This window comes from Inquilinus ginsengisoli, assembly GCF_050434925.1.
GTDB classification, from domain to species: Bacteria; Pseudomonadota; Alphaproteobacteria; order DSM-16000; family Inquilinaceae; genus Inquilinus; species Inquilinus ginsengisoli_B.
Genome location: NZ_JBNDJK010000001.1, coordinates 4,663,231 through 4,679,044, shown reverse-complemented (window position 1 = coordinate 4,679,044; position 15,814 = coordinate 4,663,231). Strand labels below are relative to the sequence as shown.

Genomic DNA, 15,814 nt, shown 5'->3' with positions numbered 1-15,814 from the left:
TGGGGGTCACCGGGCGCGAGTGTCTCTAATCGCCGTCGCGCACGGTCAGCGAGCCGTCGGTCAGCCGGCAGCGCAGCGTCGTGATCGGTCCCACCGTCTCATAGGTCGACGGATTCAGATGCTTCAGGCTCAGCTCGGCGGTGTTGTCCGGGAAGATCCGCAGCCGGATGTATTCCAGCGACATCGCGCCGTTCGCCGCCTCGAAGGCGTGGGTCTCGGAGGTGGCGATGAATTGCGGCGTCAGGTTGTAGGTGGTGAAGCTCGGCACCGCCACCACCGGCGGACCGCCGGCGCCGGACGGGTCGAGGCATTTGGCCAAGTCGATCACCATGGTCGGCTTGTCGCCCTCGCGCAGCTCGCGGTCGAGCCTGGCGTAGTCCCAGCCGGCCTGGGCCGGCGCGGCGGCGGCGAGCAGGACGAGCAGCGCCGCGGCCGAGGCGCGGCGGAACGGTCGATGGGCCATCGGCAGCGAGTCCTTCCGGTGGAGATGACGGCCGGGATTCCGACCATGGGACGACGATCCTGACAGATTCGCGCCGATGCGAGCCGTGAAGGACACGGGCGGCCGGACCTCTGCCCGGCCGCCCGGTTCGCCTCAGGCGTCCTTGTCGGGATCGATCGGCCCGAGCTCGATGACGACATCGGTCGGTTCGGGCTCGTGCGGCGCAAGCGTGGTCCGCTCGGCATCCGCCCAGCTGGCCAGCTTGATCACCTGCCCCGCCGGAGCCCCGGCCGGAGGGATCTCGACCGCCTCGAGGATGTAGAGGCCGTCGCCGTCGAGGAGGAAGGTGTGCTCGCCGAACATGGTGCTGAGCTGGGACATCGCCGGATGGTTGTCGGGCAGGGCCTGGGCCCCGAACCGGGTCACCGTCCGGTCGACCAGTGCGGTGTTGAGCTTCATCGCGTTGCTCCTGTCGATGGAGCCGCCCCTCGGGGCAGCCTGTCGATCGGGTCGCGCCGGGCCGGATGCCGCGGCGCGTCGCGGGACCTCCCACACTCGGGGTGGTGCGATTTCGGCCGTCCGCACGACTTACCTAAGAGCTGAACAGCATCCTGCAACCCCGGCAGACCATTGTTATGATGGCCGTCGTGATTCGATCGAACCGAGGCGCAACGCCATGAAGCCGGAGGATTTCGACCGACTGCCGCGCCACCTCGACCCGCGCCGCGATCCCTGGCGCCCGGCGATCCGGCCGCTGCCGCCGGACCGGGCGGTCGCCGCGATCGGCGACGTGCACGGCCAGGCCGACCTCCTGGAAGCGATGCACCGGCTGGTGGCGGCGGAGTTCGCGGCCCTGCCCGGCGGCACCGGCTGCACCCTGATCCATCTCGGTGACCTGGTCGACCGCGGCCCGGAGAATCTGCGCGCCCTGGCTTTGGCGCGACAGGGCGTCGCGGGCGCCGAGACGATCACCCTGCTGGGCAATCACGACGACCGCATGCTGGCGCTGCTGGACGGCGCCACCGACCACGCCACCCTGCAGTTCTGGCTGAGCTATGGCGGCGAGCGGGTGCTGGCCGAATGCGGCGTCACCGATCTCGACGGCGACTGGCGCGCCCGGGTGCGGGCGGCGATCGGACCCGAGCTGCTGGGCTGGCTGCGCGGCTGCCCGGTCACTCATCGGATCGGCGACCTAGTCTTCGTCCATGCCGGGATCGACCCGCAGCGCCCGCTGGCGCAGCAGGACCGCCGCACCATGCTGTGGATCCGCGACCCGTTCCTGGACTGGCCCGGCCCCTTTCCCGAGGGCGTCGCGGTGATCCACGGCCACACCCCGGCCGACCGGCTGGACCTGGACCACCCGCATCGCATCGACGTCGACACCGGCGCCTTCGCCACCGGCTGCCTGTCGGCGGTGCTGATCCATGGCGACCGGATGCGGGGCTTGAGGGTCTGGCGGCTCTAGGCCGGGTCAGGCTCGAGCGTGAACAGCTCCTGCGGCATGCGCACCCCGCGCAGGGCGTAGCGGCCGACGCAGACCAGCCCGGCCTCGGCTCCGCCCGCCGCCGCGGCGAAGGCGGAGGAGACCAGCAGCGACTGGTCCGCCGACCGGCACATCTCGGCGATCCGGCTGGTCTCGTTCACCGCCGGGCCGACCACGGTGAAGTCGAGCCGGTGGACGCTGCCGATATTGCCGAAGAACACCTCGCCGATATGCAGCCCGGCGTAGATCTCGGTCACCGGCTGGCCGGCCGCTTGGCGCTGCGGGTTCAACGCCGCGATCGTCGCCTGGGCGCCGCGCACCGCCGCCAGCGCCGAGCGGCAGGCGCGGGCGCGGCCCTCGGCCGCGCCATTCTCCGGCCGGAAGATCGCCAGCACGCCGTCGCCGATCAGCTTCAGCACGTCGCCGCCCGCCGCCTGCACCGCCGAGATCACGGCATCGGCGTAGTCGTTGAGCAGCGGGATGATCTGTTCCGGCGGCGCGTTGTCGGTGATCCGGGTGTACCCGCGCAGGTCGCTGAACCACAGCACCGCATCGATCCGGTCGGCGACGCCGCGGGCGATCCGTCCGGACCAGACGGAGTCGCAAGCGTCGCGGCCGAGATAGGTCTCCAGCAACGTCGAGGCCATCCGCGCCAGGGTGGCCGCCTTGATCGCCATCGCCAGGGCGGGCAGGACCTTGAGCAGCCCGGCGATCTCCTCGTCGCTGAAGCCGCCGGGCTGGTCCGTGGTCCAGGCCGAGAACAGCCCGTCCCAATCGGCGATCGCGCCCTCGGGCTCGAAGCGGTTCAGGACGCCGAGATAGTCGGTCATCCCCTCCTCCCGCGCCGTGGCCACCGCCGGGAACTCGGCGCAGCTCTCCGCCGTCACCCGCCGGCGCATCCACTCCTCGCCGGTGTCGATCAGGTGGAAGAACGGGCTGGCCAGCCACTTCTCCTCGCGCTCGCCCGCGGTGGTGCGGCCATAGCCGGTGAAGCTGGCCTGGTCCTCGCCGCGGCGCCAGCGCACGGCATTGCCCTCATGGATCGGATGCAGCGTGTCGATCACCAGCAAACCGCTGGCGATCGGCAGCCCGGCGAACACGGCCCGGGCGCAGAACCCGGCCAGCAGCTCGGTCTCCGACAGGCCGATCAACCCCGCCTCGATGATCCAGGCGGACAGCGCGGTAAGCTTGGATTCGTCCATTGGTTCTCCTCGACCGGAAGCTTTACACCAACCGGAAGGCCGGCGCAGCGCCGAGGCGATGGCGTCAGGTCACGCCCAGCACGCCGTCGACCAGCAGCTTCAGCCCGATCGCCACCAGCAGCAGATGGCACCAGAGGTACAGCCGCACCTCGTCGATCCGGTCGTGGAAGCGACGGCCGATCCAGACCCCGACCGGCACCACCGGCGCCGCGGCGGCGATGGCGGCGAGGTTCCGCGGCTCCAGCACGCCGAGATAGAGGTAGGGCACCTGCTTGACGATGTTGCAGAGCATGAACACGATCGCCGAGGTGCCGGCGAACACGGTCTTGTCCAGCCGCTGCGGCAGCAGGTAGATCGCCAGCGGCGGGCCGCCGGAGTGGGCGACGAAGGTGGTGTAGCCGGTCAGCGTGCCCCACAGCGCCGCCCGCCGGCCGGAGGGGGCGGCCCGTGGCTGCTCCACCCGGCGGCGGACGAACCAGCGCAGAGCGAAGACCAGGGTGACCAGCGCGATCAGCAGCGTCACCCAGGCCGGGTCGACCAGGGCGAAGGTCAGCCCGCCCAGGGCGATGCCGCACAGCAGCGGCAGCACCAGGACCCGCAGGTTCGGCCGGCTCCAGGTCCGCGGCGGGAAGGCCCAGACGGTGAACACGTCCATCAGCAGCACCAGCGGCGCGATCACCGCCGCCGCATCCACCGCCGGCATGACGAAGGACAGCGCCGGGATGCCGAGGATGGCGAAGCCGCCGCCGAAGCCGCCCTTGGTGAAGGCGATCACGAAGATGGTGCCCAGCAGCACCGCGAGGAGGATGGGGTCGGTCGGCATCAGCGCGACCTTGGCCGGTCCGACCCGTCCCGCTCAATCACCGGATTGCGCCGAGAGCAATTCAGCGCCACAGCACCGCGGCCAGGCCGATGCCGAGGCCGACCGCCCCGGCGCCGGCGAACGCCGCGACCAGCGCCGTCGCGACCGCCATGTCGGCCCCCGAGGGACCGAGCGCCGTGACCAGGCCGAGCGCCAGGCCGGCCGCGGACACGCCGCAGACGCAGGCCAGAGAGGAGCGATCGTCCTTCGCGGTCACCACCCGGCGCGGGGCTACGGCCGGGTCGAGGAGATGAGACAGAGTGGGCATCGCGGGGCTCCATCGACGAATCGCGTGAACGATATGCCAGAGCAAAATCCGGGAGTATCCTGCCTGTCCGGATTTCATCCTTCCGGAAACCGCAAGGATGCTTATGGACCGTTTCGAGGCGATGGCCGTCTTCGTCGAGGTGGCCGAGGCCGGCAGCCTGTCGGCGGCGGCGCGGGGGCTCGGACTGTCGCTGACCTCGGTCAGCCGCCAGCTCGCGGCGCTGGAGGAGCGCCTGGGCACCCGGCTGGTGATCCGCACCACGCGGCGGCTGGCCCTGACCGAGGCCGGGCGCCTGTACCACGACCAGGCCCGCCGCATCCTGGGCGAGGTCGAGGAGGCGGAGCAGGCGCTGACCGCGCATCAGTCCGAGCCGGCCGGCCGGCTGCATGTCGCCGCGCCGACGCTGATCGGCCGGCTGAAGCTGGCGCCGCTGCTGCCGGAGTTCCTGGCCGGCCACCGCGGCCTCGCCATCGACCTGACATTGACCGACCGCCCGGTCGATCTTGTGGAGGATGGCATCGACCTCGCCATCCGCATCGGCCGGCAGCCGGATTCGAGCCTGATCCTCCGCCGACTCGGCGGCATCCGCATGCGGGTCTGCGCCGCACCCGACTACCTCGTCCGCCGCGGCGAGCCGGCTGTTCCCGAGGACCTGGCCGGGCATGACTGCCTGGTCTTCGCCGCTTCGCCCGGCCCGGTGTCCTGGCCGTTCCAGACCGCGTCGGGGCGGGTGACGGTGCCGGTCACGGCGCGGATCCGCGCCAACGACCTGGACGCAACGGTTGCCGCCGCCCTGGCCGGCACCGGCCTTATCCGCGCCCCGTCCTGGCAGGTCGCCGACCTGGTGGCCGCCGGCCGGCTGATGCCGGTGCTGACCGGCTATGAGCGGCCGTCGGCACCGGTCCAGGCGCTGTTCCTGCCCAGCCGGCTGCTGTCGCCGAAGATCCGCCTGTTCGCCGACTTCCTCGCCGAACGTTGGGCGGGGCGCGAGTTCGGCCATGAGGGGATGGAGGATGGCACAGCCGGATCGTAGACTGGGCGCCGCGCCGATCGCGTGCCCGCTCGACACAGGAATGGGAATGCCCTCGATGGCCGGAGAACGACCATTCGGATTTGCGCCCGCCGAGGATGCGCCGATTCCCTATCTGCAGAGGATTCGGACCTACTATCAGGCCCTGGGCTACGGCGCGCCCTATGAATGGGCGCATTACGCAGGCGTGCCGTTCCATCCCCTGGACAAGCCGCTGTCGCAATGCCGGCTGGCCATCGTCACTACGGCCGCGCCGTACCAGCCCGGCAAGGGCGATCAGGGGCCTGGGGCCGCCTACAACGCGGCGTGCAAATTCTACTCCGTCTATTCAGGCAGCACGGCGGAGGACCCCGACCTGCGGATCTCGCACGTCGCCATCGATCGCAGGCACACGACGGCCGAAGACCCCGCGACCTATTTTCCGCTGGCGGCGCTGCGCCGCATGGAGGCGTCGGGCCGGATCGGTGCCATCGCGCCTCGCTTCCACGGCCTGCCCACCAATCGCAGCCACCGCGTGACGCTCGAGGTCGATTGCCCGGAGATCGTTGCCCGTTGCCAGGCGGATGCCGTCGACGCGGCGATCCTGGTTCCGAACTGCCCCGTCTGCCATCAAAGCGTCAGCCTTGCCGCCCGGATGCTGGAGGAGAGCCACATTTCCACGATCGTCATGGGCTGCGCCAAGGACATCGTCGAGCATGTGGGGGTGCCGCGCTTCCTGTTCTCGGACTTTCCGCTCGGCAACGCTGCCGGGAGACCACGGGATGGGGAGTCGCAGATCCTCACGCTCGATCTGGCCTTGACGCTGCTGGAACAGGCCCCCGCGCCGCGCACCACCGTCCAGTCCCCGCTGGTCTGGAGTTCCGACCCCGACTGGAAGCTCGACTACTGCAACATCGACCGCCTTTCGGCCGAGGAAATCCGGCAGCGCCGGGCGGATTTCGACCGGCAGAAGACGGTCGCGCAGGCTGTCCGCAATTCGGATTGAGTCGCGCGATAGCGCCCTCGCTCCTTAGTCCGTCCCACCCTGCACCCGGAAGCTGACGCGATACTGGGCGGGCGTGACGCCGAGGCGCCTGGCGAAGACGATGCGCATCCGGTCGGGGCTGCCGAAGCCGCAATCATAGGCCACGGCCTTCAGGGCACGGTCGCTGCCCTCCAGCAGGTTGCGGGCGGCGTCGACCCGGGCGCGCTCCACGAATTCATGCGGCGTCACCCCGGTCTCCTGCACGAACAGCCGCGCCAGGTTGCGGCCGCTCATCCCCGCCACCGCGGCCAGGTCCTCGACCGAGACGCTCGCGCCGATGTGCTGCATGACATGCGCCTGCACCTTGGCGATCGGCGAGTCGGGGTCGGCCGGAGCGGTCAGGAACGGGCTGAACTGCGACTGGCCGCCCTGGCGCTGCGCCACCACCACCAGCCGCTTCGCCACCGCCAGCGCCACCCGGGCGCCGTGATGCTCCGCCACCAGCGCCAGGGCCAGGTCGATGCCGGCGGTGACTCCGGCCGAGGTCACCAGTGCCCCGTCGCGCAGATGGATCCGATCGTGCTCGACCCGGGCGCGCGGGAACAACTCGGCCAGGTGCTGTGCGTTCTGCCAATGCGTGGTCACGCGATGGCCGTCCAGCAGCCCGGCATGGCCGAAGGCGAAGGCGCCGGTGCAGATCGACCCGTGCAGCTCCGCCTGCGGCGCGGCCGCCGCCAGCCAGCCGGACAGCACCGGGTCGGGCGCCGCCATCGGCAGTCCGGGGCCGCCCGCGACCAGCACCATCGAGAACGGCTCCGTGGCGTCGCCAAAGCTGCGGTCGGCGACCATCTGCATGCCGTTCGAGGCACGCAAAGGCGCGGTGTCGGCCGCGACCAGCAGGGTCTCGTAGCGGTCGCCGGCGGCAATGAAGCCGTTGGCCTCGGCGAAGACGTCGACCGGCCCGGCCACATCCAGCGCCTGCACCCCCGGAAAGATGGCGATCGCGACCGTCCGCACCGGCATTCCGTTCCCCTCAAACCGTCATCGACCGATCCCACGGCCGCCGCCCGGCCGCAATGTCCGATTTCCGCGTGCGCTTGTCCGGAAGCGCCGCCCCGGCGGCGTTGAGACGGACAGCCGGCCGGACGCACTTAGGAGGGGTCGGCGGCGACCGCCGGGCCGACATCCCGAAGCAGAAAGGGCCGGACCATGACCGAGACCCACGACACCCCCGCCACGCCGGCCCCCGACCGGCAGGACCACTGGCTGGACGAGGCGCTGGAGGAAACCTTCCCCGCCAGCGATCCGATCGCCGCCCGCAGCTTCGACTGAGGAGAGCACCATGACCGACTCCATCGCCGGCATCCGTATCCCCGACAGCGCCATCGCCCGGGAGATCACCGAACTGGTGCGCGACACCGAGAGCGACCTGCTGTTCCACCACTCGACCCGGGTCTATCTGTTCGGCGCCCTGACCGGGCAGCGCAAGGGCCTGAAGTTCGATCCCGAGCTGCTGTACGCCGGGGCGATGTTCCACGACATGGGGCTGGTCGACGCCTATTCGAGCCCCGATCTGCGCTTCGAGGTCGACGGCGCCAACGCCGCGCGCGACTTCCTGAAGCGGCACGGCATTCCCGCCGCCGACATCGACCTGGTGTGGGATTCGATCGCCCTGCACACCACGCCCGGCATCCCGGAGCACAAGCATCCGGTGGTGGCGCTGGTGACGGCCGGGGTGGAGATGGACGTGCTGGGCCTCGCCTTCCACGACTTCACCCAGGAGCAGCGGCGCCAGGTGGTGCACGCCCATCCGCGCGGCGATGACTTCAAGCACGGCATCATCGAGGCCTTCGCCCACGGCACCATCCGCAAGCCGGACACGACCTTCGGCAATGTGAAGGCCGACGTGCTGGCCCGGATGGACCCGACCTACAAGCGGGTCGACTTCACCGAGGTGATCCTGAACTCGGACTGGGAGAGCTGAGGTTTCTCCCCCTTCCTGTCATTGCCGGGCTTGACCCGGCAATCCAGAGGATGTCGACGCTCTCTGGATGCCCGGGTCAAGCCCGGGCATGACAGTGTGGGGAAGGCTCTCAAGCCCAACCCTGGACAGCCCGGCCCGGACGGGCCATCTTTGGCTCATTATGACCGCCTCGGGATACAGCATCTGCGCCGCCGACGGCCTCGGCCGGTCGTTGCGGCTGTGGCGCGCGCTGCGGCGGGTCAAGCAGGCCCACGCCGCCGAATTGCTGCACGTATCGCAGGCGATGGTGTCGCGCTGGGAGGCCGGCACGCTGGTCCCAGATGCCGACGAGCAGGCTCGCCTGCGCAAGCTGATGAGCGCCCGGCTCGACAGCGCGGGCGACCATGCCCTGGCCCGGCTGGTCACGGAGTCCTCCGCCAGCGCCCATCTGGTCTGCGACCTGACTCACCGGCTGCTGGCCGCCTCGCGCGGGCGCAGCCGGGACTGGGACTTCCGCACACCGGAGCTGCTGGGCGTCTCGCTGTGGCGCTTCGCCACGCCGGAGATCCAGGCTGCCGAGGCCGCCCTGACCGACGATGGCTGGTTCGAGCCCGAGCCGCCGGCGGTTGAGCTCGACACCGGGGCCAACGGCTCGCCGATCGTCCCTATCCGCCAGGGCCGCATGCGCTGGACCCGGCTGCAGCTGTCCGACGGCGCCTTCGTTCGGCTGGCCGAGACCATCGCCTGATCTCCGGCCGTCTGAATTTCTTATTCAGCCACCCTCCCCTGCTCCTCGCTACGATCGCCTCGTCCTGAACACGGAGTGATCATGTCGTCCCGCGGATCCTGGGCCGCGATCCTGGTGATCTACGCCGCCGGCGTGGCCGCCGCGGCGCAGCTCGGCAAGCTGTCGGCGCTGCTGCCGCCGATGCAGCACGACCTCGGCCTCGACCTCACCGTCGCGGCGCTGCTGGTGTCGCTGCTCGAGATCGGCGGCGCCACGCTGGGGCTGTTTGCCGGGGTGGTGATCAGCCGCGTCGGCGCCCGTCGCGCCCTGCTGGCCGGGCTGATGCTGATGGCCATCGCCGCCGCCGGCATGGCCGCGACCTCGGCCGTGGCCGGTCTGTTCCTGTGGCGGATCGTCGAGGCCGCGGCCTATCTCGCCGTGGCGGTCGCCGCCCCGACCCTGACCATCGCCGTCGCCACCCCGGCGCAGCGGGCCACCGCCCTGGCGCTGTGGAGCACCTTCTTCCCGGTCGGCTTCGCCGTCGGCAGCATCCTCGCCGGGCTGGGGGTCGAGGCCGCGCCCTGGCGCTGGGTGCTGCTGGGCAGCGCCGGCCTGACCGCCCTGCTGCTGCTGCCGGCCTGGCACCTGCCGACACCGCCGGAGGCCGCGCCGCGCCGGGCCGCGAAAGGCGGCGCCCATCCGCTCCGGGCGCCGGTCGGGGCCTGGCTGATGGCCGTGGGCTTCGCCTGCTACACGGTGTTCGAGGTCGGGCTGCTGGCGGTGATGCCGGCCTATTTCACCAGCCAGCGCGGCGTCTCGGCCTCGATGGCCGGGCTGATCACCGGCGCGGCCGCCTTCGCCGCGGTGCTGGGCGGGCTGGCCGCGGCCTGGTGGATGCGGCGGGACCGTCCGCTCGGTGGCTTCATGGCCTTCGGCGTCGTCGTGCCGGCGCTGCTGCTGTTCGCCGTGTTCACGCCCTTGGGCGGGACCTGGTTCTGGCCGGCGGTGGCGGCGATGCTACTGAATGCCATCTCCGGCACCGTGCCGGCCGTGGTCTTCGCCCGCCTGCCCGACACGGTCGGCCCCGGCGGCGACATGGCGACCGCGAACGGCCTTCTGGCCCAAGGCGGCGCCTCCGGGTCGCTGCTGGGACCGCCGCTGCTGGCCGCCGCGGCGAGCCATTGGGGCTGGCCGGCCGCGGCCGGCGCCGGCCTGGTCGCCTCGGCGCTGTGCCTGCTGCTGCTCGCTTTGGCGCAACGCGGCCATGACGGCGTGGCGGCGGTCAGCCGCCGCTGATCGCGGTCAGCACGAACATCTCAGCCCCCGGCGCCAGCGGCGTCTCCAGCCTGGCGCGCCGGCCATCCACGAAGATGTTGATGTGGCGCCGGATCGCCGGGCTGGAGTCGCGGATGCGGTCGCCCATCCCCGGCCAGCGTTCATTCAGCCCGTCGATCGCCTCGGCCACCGTGCCGGCGCGCAGTTCCACCCGCGGCGGCGCGCCCGGGAACAGGATGGTCAGCACCGTCGGAAGCCGCACCAGCACGGCCGACGCCTCGTCCGGCATTGTCCTCGGCTCGGCCATGGCTCAGCGGTCGATCACCAGGGTTTCGACCGACAGGATCGAAGGCAGATGCTGGGCGATGCAGTCCCAGCTGTCGCCCTCGTCGGCGCTGGCGAACAGGGCGCCGCCCGAGGTGCCGAAATACACCCCGGCGGGATCAAGCCGGTCGGTCGCCATGGCCTGGCGCAGCACGCCGAAATAGGCATTCTCCTGCGGCAGCCCGCGGCGCAGGTCCTGCCAGCTGGCGCCGCCATCGCGGGTGCGCCACACCGCGGCCCTGCCGTCCGGCACGAAGCGGCCCTTGATGTCGCCGTTCAGCGGCAGCAGGAACAGCGTGTCGGCGTCGCGCGGATGGGCCGCGGCCGGGAAGCCGAAGCTGGAGGGCAGCCCCGCCTCGATGCTGTCCCAGCGCCGGCCGCCATCGTCGCTGCGGTACATGCCGCAGTGATTCTGCTGGTACAGCCGCTCGGCCGTGCCCGGCGCCATCACCAGGCAGTGCACGCATTGTCCGAACTCCGGATAGCGCTGGCCCTCGGGCATGAAATCGGCGCGGGTGCCGCGGTTGCGGGTCTCCCAGGTCGCGCCGCCATCGGCGGTGTGGAACACCCCGGCGGCGGAGATGCCGACCCAGATCTTGTCCGGGTCGTCCGGGTGCAGCACCAGCGAATGCAGGATCAGCCCGGCCCCGCCCGGGCTCCATTCCGGCCGGGTCGGATGGCGCTGCAACCCGTCGACATGGGTCCAGGATTGGCCGGCGTCGTCGCTGTGGAACAGGCCGGCCGGCTGCACGCCGGCATAGACCCGCCCGTTACGCACGCCCAGGCTCCACACCGCCTTGATCGGCTCCTGCCCCTCGGCATAGGCCAGACCTTCGCTGGAATGGGTCCAGCTCTCACCGAGATCGGTCGATTTCCAGACCGCCGGGCCGAACCATTCATTGCCGCCGGCGCCGTAGATCGTGCCCGAGGCCGGATCTGCGACGACATGGTTGATCGGCCAGGTCTCGCAGAACGGCCCGCGCAGCCGCCACGACCGCCGTGCCGGGTCGCTCTCGGCGATGAACGCGCCCTTCTTGGTCCCGACCAGGACCAGGATCCGGTTTGCCATGCTGCCTCTCCCTCGCCTCACCGGCCCGATTGTTGGTTTGGTCCGGCGGATCCCATATTTAACTTTTCAGTTAAGTTATGGCAGAGCAAGGCCGCTGTCAAACCGGGACGCGGGACCGGCCGCGGAACTCAAGAGAGCAGCCCACCTCAACACCCCATCGCCCTACTCCCGGGACTTCCGCTCTTCTTCCTCCTGGCCTTCGGCCCAATCGACGCCGGCCACGGCTTCTTTCTGCCATTGCTCCACGGCAGGCTCTTCCTCCGTCGGCTTTTGCGTCGATGTACCAGCGACGGCAGGTTCCTCCGGATCGATGCGCCGCTCTTCCTCGAACTTCGGTGGCACGTCCTCGGGCTTCAGCGGCGTGGCAGAAGAACTTGCCTCCTCTTCGCGACGTGGCCGCGTTCGCGTCATGGCCAGGGACTCGTCGCCCGAAAGCGCGCCCATATCCTCCGGCTCGTCTTCATCCACAATTTCCTCGATCCGCGCGGTCTCCTCACCCTCGAGTCGCGTCACTTCTTCGTCGAAGCGAGCCTTGAATTTTGCAAGGGCGCTTTCGAGGCGGTCCATATATCTCTCGTCGAAGCCCTCCGGCAGCTCGAATCCACCGCTGGCATTGTCCTGGCCTGCCGGCGGCACCGCCGCCTTGCCGCGTGCGGTGCCGCGCATGAGCCACAAGGTGGAGGCTGAAACAGCCTCGCCCATGCGACCGCTGATCAGGAGGTAGGTCAGCATCTGATAGGCCGTATAAAGGGCGAAATTGACCTTGCCGTCCGCGATATGGAGGTCCGGGTGCTCCGTGATGAGCATGCTGGGCGTGGTGTGCGTGAACTTCGCGTCTGCGGGCAGCCCCTCGGGACGCTCCGTCGTCACCAGATCGAACGCACCTTCATGAAAGGCAAACTCGAAGGCCAGGTTGATTCCGGATGGGATCGTGCCGACGAGTGATCCCCCGAGATAGCTGCCAAAGGTCCGGATTGCGGATTCGACGTTCATCGAATTGTCGCGCAGCCGTGCCAGTTCGACCAGAAATGCCGTCACGTAGTAAGGGATATAGTCAGACAGCAGCGCCGGGATGCGGATGGCGCCCAGGGAGTTCAGCGTGCCGATCAGGGCCGCCGCACCCAGCAGGCCGGGAGCGGCGATCTTCTTTGCCCTCTGTTCCTCCTTCGTGATGAGCTCGACCTGGGCCATGACGTTCTTGATCAGGGGATCGAGCAATTCGCCGATCCTCTGGATGCCCGACCCCACCTGATCGAGCAACTGGCTCTCCGCATCGCCGATCCGGCCGCCTTCCTCGTATCGGTCACGGGCTGTCCGGATCACCGACCAGAGGCCGCTGGCGAATTTGTAGTGATCGCGGATCAGCCCGGGCGTGTCCGTGTCGTCAGCGGGTACGGTTACGCCGCCGCTGTTGAGATTCGCCATGCGGACGGCATCGTTGGCCAGCCAGCGCCGGACGAAGTCCAGTGTCTCGGGGTCGTCCCGGCCCTTCTCTCCGGCGGTCTTGCGCCAGGCCCAGTCCTTCATCCTCTGGTATTGATCGGGGAAATTGGATGCCATGAACAGGGCGAACTCGGCCGTCGCCACGATGGCGGGGAACCATTTGCTCTCATTGACCTCGATCGCCGATTCGGCCGGCCCCTGGATGGCCGTGTTCTCGGGATGCTCGTCGGCATAGGCCTTGATGAAGGCCTGAATGGCGTAGAAGACCGCCGGAAGGAACCAGATGAGATGACGATCCCGGAAGTTGTTCTTCCAGAGCCGGGCGTTCAGTGCAGGGTTGAGCAGCAGGCCGGTCATCTGGGTGACCGTCCGGGCGTAGGCACCGCCCAAGGCGCCGGTATAAAGCCAGCTCGCGGGTCGTGTTTCGTTCGAGTAGACGAAGGGCAGCGGGATCAGCGCGAACGATGCGACCGTCCCGGCGATGACGCCAAGGCGCTCGCGAGGCGTCCGGTCATAGGCGATCGTGCCAAGGTCGGAAACGACCTGATCCAGCTGATCGGTGACCTGCTTCTTTGCGAAGACGAGGTCCGGATCCGTGTCGTCGCCCAGATCTCCCACCATGGCCCGCATCTGTGCGAAGACATCGCGCATCGTGCTCAGCACGTTCTGCGGATCGGGGGCGAGATCATCGCCGCTGCCGTCGAATTCGAGGCGGCGAAGCTGGTCTCTGAAGTCTTGAGACGAGATCAGGTCGGTGTACATCGTCGTACCCTTCCAGAGCCGGTTCAGGCCGGCCGGCTTGGTCGGGGGTACGATGGCGTCTCTCGCCGCTGCCTTGGCGGCCTCGATCACCGCATCGGGATCTCGTGCGTAGCGAACCAGGAGCTGCGGGTCGACCTGCGTGACCGCCTGCAGCCAGGCGGTGAGGTTCGTCGGAAGCTCGACCCCTCCGTACTCGAGATCCGTGGCTGGCAGCTTGCCGCGCGCCTTGGCGCTCATGGGCGGCGGGCGCAGGGGGAGCGTCCTGTTGATCTCATCCACCAGCGCCTGCCTGCGCGCCGGATTTGCCGAAGACTCGGCTTCGGTCTCGGGGCCCAAAACATTGGTGATGCCCGTATCGCTCATGAGAACGTCTCCTTGTCTGCAGCACGATCCGGCGTAATGCCGCGTCGACATCGGAGACTTTGATAGTCAAGGCATCAGGTCGTTTCCCAATGCGGCCTTGATATTGCCCGATCAGGCTTATGCATGCCCGGGCAAGCGCCAGATAGGGACTATTATTTGAGGAATCTCAGGGCGACGATGTCCCGCAAGACGCCGGCGGCTGCTTCAGCCCGCCGGCGCCCTTCCCGATCTCAGCGGAACACCACCGTCTTGGCGCCGTTTAGCAGCACCCGGTGCTCGGAGTGGTATTTGAGCGCACGGGCCAACACCACGCTCTCGACGTCGCGGCCGATGCCGACCCATTCGTCGGCCGAGGCGGTGTGGTCGACCCGGAGCACGTCCTGGTCGATGATCGGGCCCTCGTCCAGGTCGTCGGTGACGTAATGCGAGGTGGCGCCGATCAGCTTGACGCCGCGGGCATGGGCCTGGTGATACGGCTTGGCGCCCTTGAAGCTGGGCAGGAAGGAGTGGTGGATGTTGATCACCCGCCCCTCCATCTTCCGGCACAGGTCGGAGGACAGCACCTGCATGTAGCGGGCCAGGACGACGAGGTCGATCTTCTCCTCGTCCACCATCTCCAGCAGCCGCCGCTCCTGCTGCGCCTTGTTGTCCCGGGTCACCGGCAGGTAATGGAACGGGATGCCCGCGGCGGCGACCCGCTGATAGCTGTCGCGATGGTTCGACACCACGGCCGGGATCTCGATCGGCAGCGACCCGATCTGCACCCGGTACAGGATGTCGTTCAGGCAATGGTCGAACTTCGACACCATGACCAGGGCGCGGATCTTGCGGTCGGCGTCGTGCAGTTCCCAATCCATGCCGTAATCGGCGCCGATCGGCGCGAAGCCCTCGCGCAGGGTATCGATGTCGGCAGCGCCCTCCACCGCCTCGACCACCACGCGCATGAAGAAGCGGCCGGTGTCGCGGTCGAAGAACTGCGCGCTTTCAAGGATGTTGAGGCCGGAGCGGAACACGAAATCCGAGATCCGGGCGACGATGCCCGGGACGTCGGTGCAGGAGAGCTTGAGGATCAGCCGTTTCGCCATGGGGTGCCGCGTCGTCTCGCTGAAGGGCCGGCGGGCCGGCCGTGAAGCAATAGTCGACACCTAACACGGCAGCGGCCGTCGCCTGCGGCTTGATTGCGACGGCCGGATGCCTGGAGCCGACGCGGCCCCGACTTGGCTAGGCGGTTTCCCGGTACGGCACCAGGTCGGGCGTGGTCCCGTCCTTGAAGTCGACATGGACATGGTTGCCGTCCGGGTCGTGGAAATTCACCTGCACCAGCCCGCTGCGCGGCGGGCTGCCCAGCTTGGTCTCGATACCCAGGCCCTTCAGATGGGCCAGGAAATCGTCGAGATTGCCGTTGCTCTGGAAGGCGAAATGCGACAGCTGCACCTGCTCCGGATGCAGGTGCTCCTTCACCTCGACCAGATGCACCACCGCCTGGTCGCCGAGATAGAGCCAGGCGCCCGGGAACGGAAAGTCCGGCCGCGGCCCGGCTTCCAGGCCCAGCGCGTCGCGGTAGAAGCGGATCAGCCGCTTCTGGTCGGCGGTCCAGATGTTGACGTGGTCCAGGCGTGTCAGGCTGGTCATGGGCA

18 protein-coding genes are annotated in these 15,814 nt (G+C 69.3%); 7 read left to right on the top strand and 11 right to left on the bottom strand.

Annotation, left to right across the window (positions count from 1 at the left end; translation table 11 throughout):
* Positions 1–25: 25 nt before the first annotated feature.
* Positions 26–463, bottom strand: a complete 438-nt coding sequence (locus tag QFZ27_RS22335; protein ID WP_429228649.1) for a VirK family protein — start codon at positions 461–463, stop codon at positions 26–28.
* 132 nt (positions 464–595) lie between these two features.
* Entirely contained in the window at positions 596–901 is a 306-nt protein-coding gene (locus tag QFZ27_RS22330; RefSeq protein WP_429228648.1) for a hypothetical protein, read from the bottom strand.
* A 217-nt stretch (positions 902–1,118) separates the two neighbouring features.
* On the opposite strand from QFZ27_RS22330, the gene QFZ27_RS22325 reads away from it, so the two are divergent.
* Positions 1,119–1,907 (top strand): metallophosphoesterase, encoded by a 789-nt coding sequence (locus QFZ27_RS22325; RefSeq protein ID WP_429228647.1) that lies wholly within the window; start codon positions 1,119–1,121, stop codon positions 1,905–1,907.
* On the opposite strand, the gene QFZ27_RS22320 is transcribed toward QFZ27_RS22325, so the two are convergent.
* The 3 genes from QFZ27_RS22320 to QFZ27_RS22310 form a co-directional block, all read right to left on the bottom strand.
* Complete coding sequence (locus QFZ27_RS22320) at positions 1,904–3,127, bottom strand: adenylate/guanylate cyclase domain-containing protein (protein WP_429228646.1); 1,224 nt, start codon at positions 3,125–3,127, stop codon at positions 1,904–1,906. The two genes, QFZ27_RS22325 and QFZ27_RS22320, sit on opposite strands and share 4 nt — an antisense overlap.
* Before the next feature lie 64 nt (positions 3,128–3,191).
* Positions 3,192–3,950, bottom strand: coding sequence for a sulfite exporter TauE/SafE family protein (locus QFZ27_RS22315; protein ID WP_429228645.1), 759 nt, complete (start codon positions 3,948–3,950; stop codon positions 3,192–3,194).
* A gap of 61 nt (positions 3,951–4,011) precedes the next feature.
* Positions 4,012–4,257, bottom strand: coding sequence for a hypothetical protein (locus QFZ27_RS22310; protein ID WP_429228644.1), 246 nt, complete (start codon positions 4,255–4,257; stop codon positions 4,012–4,014).
* Positions 4,258–4,354: 97 nt separating this feature from the next.
* On the opposite strand from QFZ27_RS22310, the gene QFZ27_RS22305 reads away from it, so the two are divergent.
* Entirely contained in the window at positions 4,355–5,290 is a 936-nt protein-coding gene (locus tag QFZ27_RS22305) for a LysR family transcriptional regulator (RefSeq protein WP_429228643.1), read from the top strand.
* A complete protein-coding gene (locus QFZ27_RS22300; protein WP_429228642.1) occupies positions 5,271–6,272 on the top strand; it encodes a glycine/sarcosine/betaine reductase selenoprotein B family protein in 1,002 nt (333 codons plus the stop codon). The genes QFZ27_RS22305 and QFZ27_RS22300 overlap by 20 nt, the downstream gene beginning before the upstream one ends.
* Positions 6,273–6,296: 24 nt before the next feature.
* On the opposite strand, the gene QFZ27_RS22295 is transcribed toward QFZ27_RS22300, so the two are convergent.
* Positions 6,297–7,274: a GlxA family transcriptional regulator gene (locus QFZ27_RS22295; RefSeq protein WP_429228641.1), complete on the bottom strand. Its 978-nt coding sequence runs from the start codon at positions 7,272–7,274 to the stop codon at positions 6,297–6,299.
* Positions 7,275–7,460: 186 nt separating this feature from the next.
* On the opposite strand from QFZ27_RS22295, the gene QFZ27_RS22290 reads away from it, so the two are divergent.
* The 4 genes from QFZ27_RS22290 (at position 7,461) to QFZ27_RS22275 (ending at position 10,237) form a co-directional block, all read left to right on the top strand.
* Complete coding sequence (locus QFZ27_RS22290; RefSeq protein WP_429228640.1) at positions 7,461–7,583, top strand: hypothetical protein; 123 nt, start codon at positions 7,461–7,463, stop codon at positions 7,581–7,583.
* A gap of 10 nt (positions 7,584–7,593) precedes the next feature.
* Positions 7,594–8,235: an HD domain-containing protein gene (locus tag QFZ27_RS22285; RefSeq protein WP_429228639.1), complete on the top strand. Its 642-nt coding sequence runs from the start codon at positions 7,594–7,596 to the stop codon at positions 8,233–8,235.
* Positions 8,236–8,395: 160 nt separating this feature from the next.
* Positions 8,396–8,962, top strand: a complete 567-nt coding sequence (locus QFZ27_RS22280; RefSeq protein ID WP_429228638.1) for a helix-turn-helix domain-containing protein — start codon at positions 8,396–8,398, stop codon at positions 8,960–8,962.
* Between the two features lie 81 nt (positions 8,963–9,043).
* A complete protein-coding gene (locus QFZ27_RS22275; protein ID WP_429228637.1) occupies positions 9,044–10,237 on the top strand; it encodes an MFS transporter in 1,194 nt (397 codons plus the stop codon).
* On the opposite strand, the gene QFZ27_RS22270 is transcribed toward QFZ27_RS22275, so the two are convergent.
* The 5 genes from QFZ27_RS22270 to QFZ27_RS22250 form a co-directional block, all read right to left on the bottom strand.
* Positions 10,224–10,505, bottom strand: coding sequence for a MoaD/ThiS family protein (locus QFZ27_RS22270; RefSeq protein ID WP_429228636.1), 282 nt, complete (start codon positions 10,503–10,505; stop codon positions 10,224–10,226). The two genes, QFZ27_RS22275 and QFZ27_RS22270, sit on opposite strands and share 14 nt — an antisense overlap.
* A gap of 21 nt (positions 10,506–10,526) precedes the next feature.
* On the bottom strand, positions 10,527–11,609 hold the full coding sequence (locus QFZ27_RS22265; protein ID WP_429228635.1) for a WD40/YVTN/BNR-like repeat-containing protein: 1,083 nt from the start codon (positions 11,607–11,609) through the stop codon (positions 10,527–10,529).
* 162 nt (positions 11,610–11,771) lie between these two features.
* Positions 11,772–14,177 carry a hypothetical protein gene (locus tag QFZ27_RS22260; RefSeq protein ID WP_429228634.1) on the bottom strand — a complete coding sequence of 802 codons (2,406 nt, stop codon included), beginning with the start codon at positions 14,175–14,177 and terminating at the stop codon, positions 11,772–11,774.
* 230 nt (positions 14,178–14,407) lie between these two features.
* Positions 14,408–15,262 (bottom strand): formyltetrahydrofolate deformylase, encoded by an 855-nt coding sequence (purU, locus tag QFZ27_RS22255; protein ID WP_429228633.1) that lies wholly within the window; start codon positions 15,260–15,262, stop codon positions 14,408–14,410.
* Positions 15,263–15,398: 136 nt separating this feature from the next.
* On the bottom strand, positions 15,399–15,809 hold the full coding sequence (locus tag QFZ27_RS22250) for a VOC family protein (protein WP_429228632.1): 411 nt from the start codon (positions 15,807–15,809) through the stop codon (positions 15,399–15,401).
* Positions 15,810–15,814: the final 5 nt, after the last annotated feature.

Coding starts and splice junctions, on each gene's coding strand:
- QFZ27_RS22335 (WP_429228649.1), bottom strand. CDS start 463: ATGGCCCATCGACCGTTCCGCCGCGCCTCGGCCGCGGCGCTGCTCGTC.
- QFZ27_RS22330 (WP_429228648.1), bottom strand. CDS start 901: ATGAAGCTCAACACCGCACTGGTCGACCGGACGGTGACCCGGTTCGGG.
- QFZ27_RS22325 (WP_429228647.1), top strand. CDS start 1,119: ATGAAGCCGGAGGATTTCGACCGACTGCCGCGCCACCTCGACCCGCGC.
- QFZ27_RS22320 (WP_429228646.1), bottom strand. CDS start 3,127: ATGGACGAATCCAAGCTTACCGCGCTGTCCGCCTGGATCATCGAGGCG.
- QFZ27_RS22315 (WP_429228645.1), bottom strand. CDS start 3,950: ATGCCGACCGACCCCATCCTCCTCGCGGTGCTGCTGGGCACCATCTTC.
- QFZ27_RS22310 (WP_429228644.1), bottom strand. CDS start 4,257: ATGCCCACTCTGTCTCATCTCCTCGACCCGGCCGTAGCCCCGCGCCGG.
- QFZ27_RS22305 (WP_429228643.1), top strand. CDS start 4,355: ATGCTTATGGACCGTTTCGAGGCGATGGCCGTCTTCGTCGAGGTGGCC.
- QFZ27_RS22300 (WP_429228642.1), top strand. CDS start 5,271: ATGGCACAGCCGGATCGTAGACTGGGCGCCGCGCCGATCGCGTGCCCG.
- QFZ27_RS22295 (WP_429228641.1), bottom strand. CDS start 7,274: ATGCCGGTGCGGACGGTCGCGATCGCCATCTTTCCGGGGGTGCAGGCG.
- QFZ27_RS22290 (WP_429228640.1), top strand. CDS start 7,461: ATGACCGAGACCCACGACACCCCCGCCACGCCGGCCCCCGACCGGCAG.
- QFZ27_RS22285 (WP_429228639.1), top strand. CDS start 7,594: ATGACCGACTCCATCGCCGGCATCCGTATCCCCGACAGCGCCATCGCC.
- QFZ27_RS22280 (WP_429228638.1), top strand. CDS start 8,396: ATGACCGCCTCGGGATACAGCATCTGCGCCGCCGACGGCCTCGGCCGG.
- QFZ27_RS22275 (WP_429228637.1), top strand. CDS start 9,044: ATGTCGTCCCGCGGATCCTGGGCCGCGATCCTGGTGATCTACGCCGCC.
- QFZ27_RS22270 (WP_429228636.1), bottom strand. CDS start 10,505: ATGCCGGACGAGGCGTCGGCCGTGCTGGTGCGGCTTCCGACGGTGCTG.
- QFZ27_RS22265 (WP_429228635.1), bottom strand. CDS start 11,609: ATGGCAAACCGGATCCTGGTCCTGGTCGGGACCAAGAAGGGCGCGTTC.
- QFZ27_RS22260 (WP_429228634.1), bottom strand. CDS start 14,177: ATGAGCGATACGGGCATCACCAATGTTTTGGGCCCCGAGACCGAAGCC.
- purU (WP_429228633.1), bottom strand. CDS start 15,262: ATGGCGAAACGGCTGATCCTCAAGCTCTCCTGCACCGACGTCCCGGGC.
- QFZ27_RS22250 (WP_429228632.1), bottom strand. CDS start 15,809: ATGACCAGCCTGACACGCCTGGACCACGTCAACATCTGGACCGCCGAC.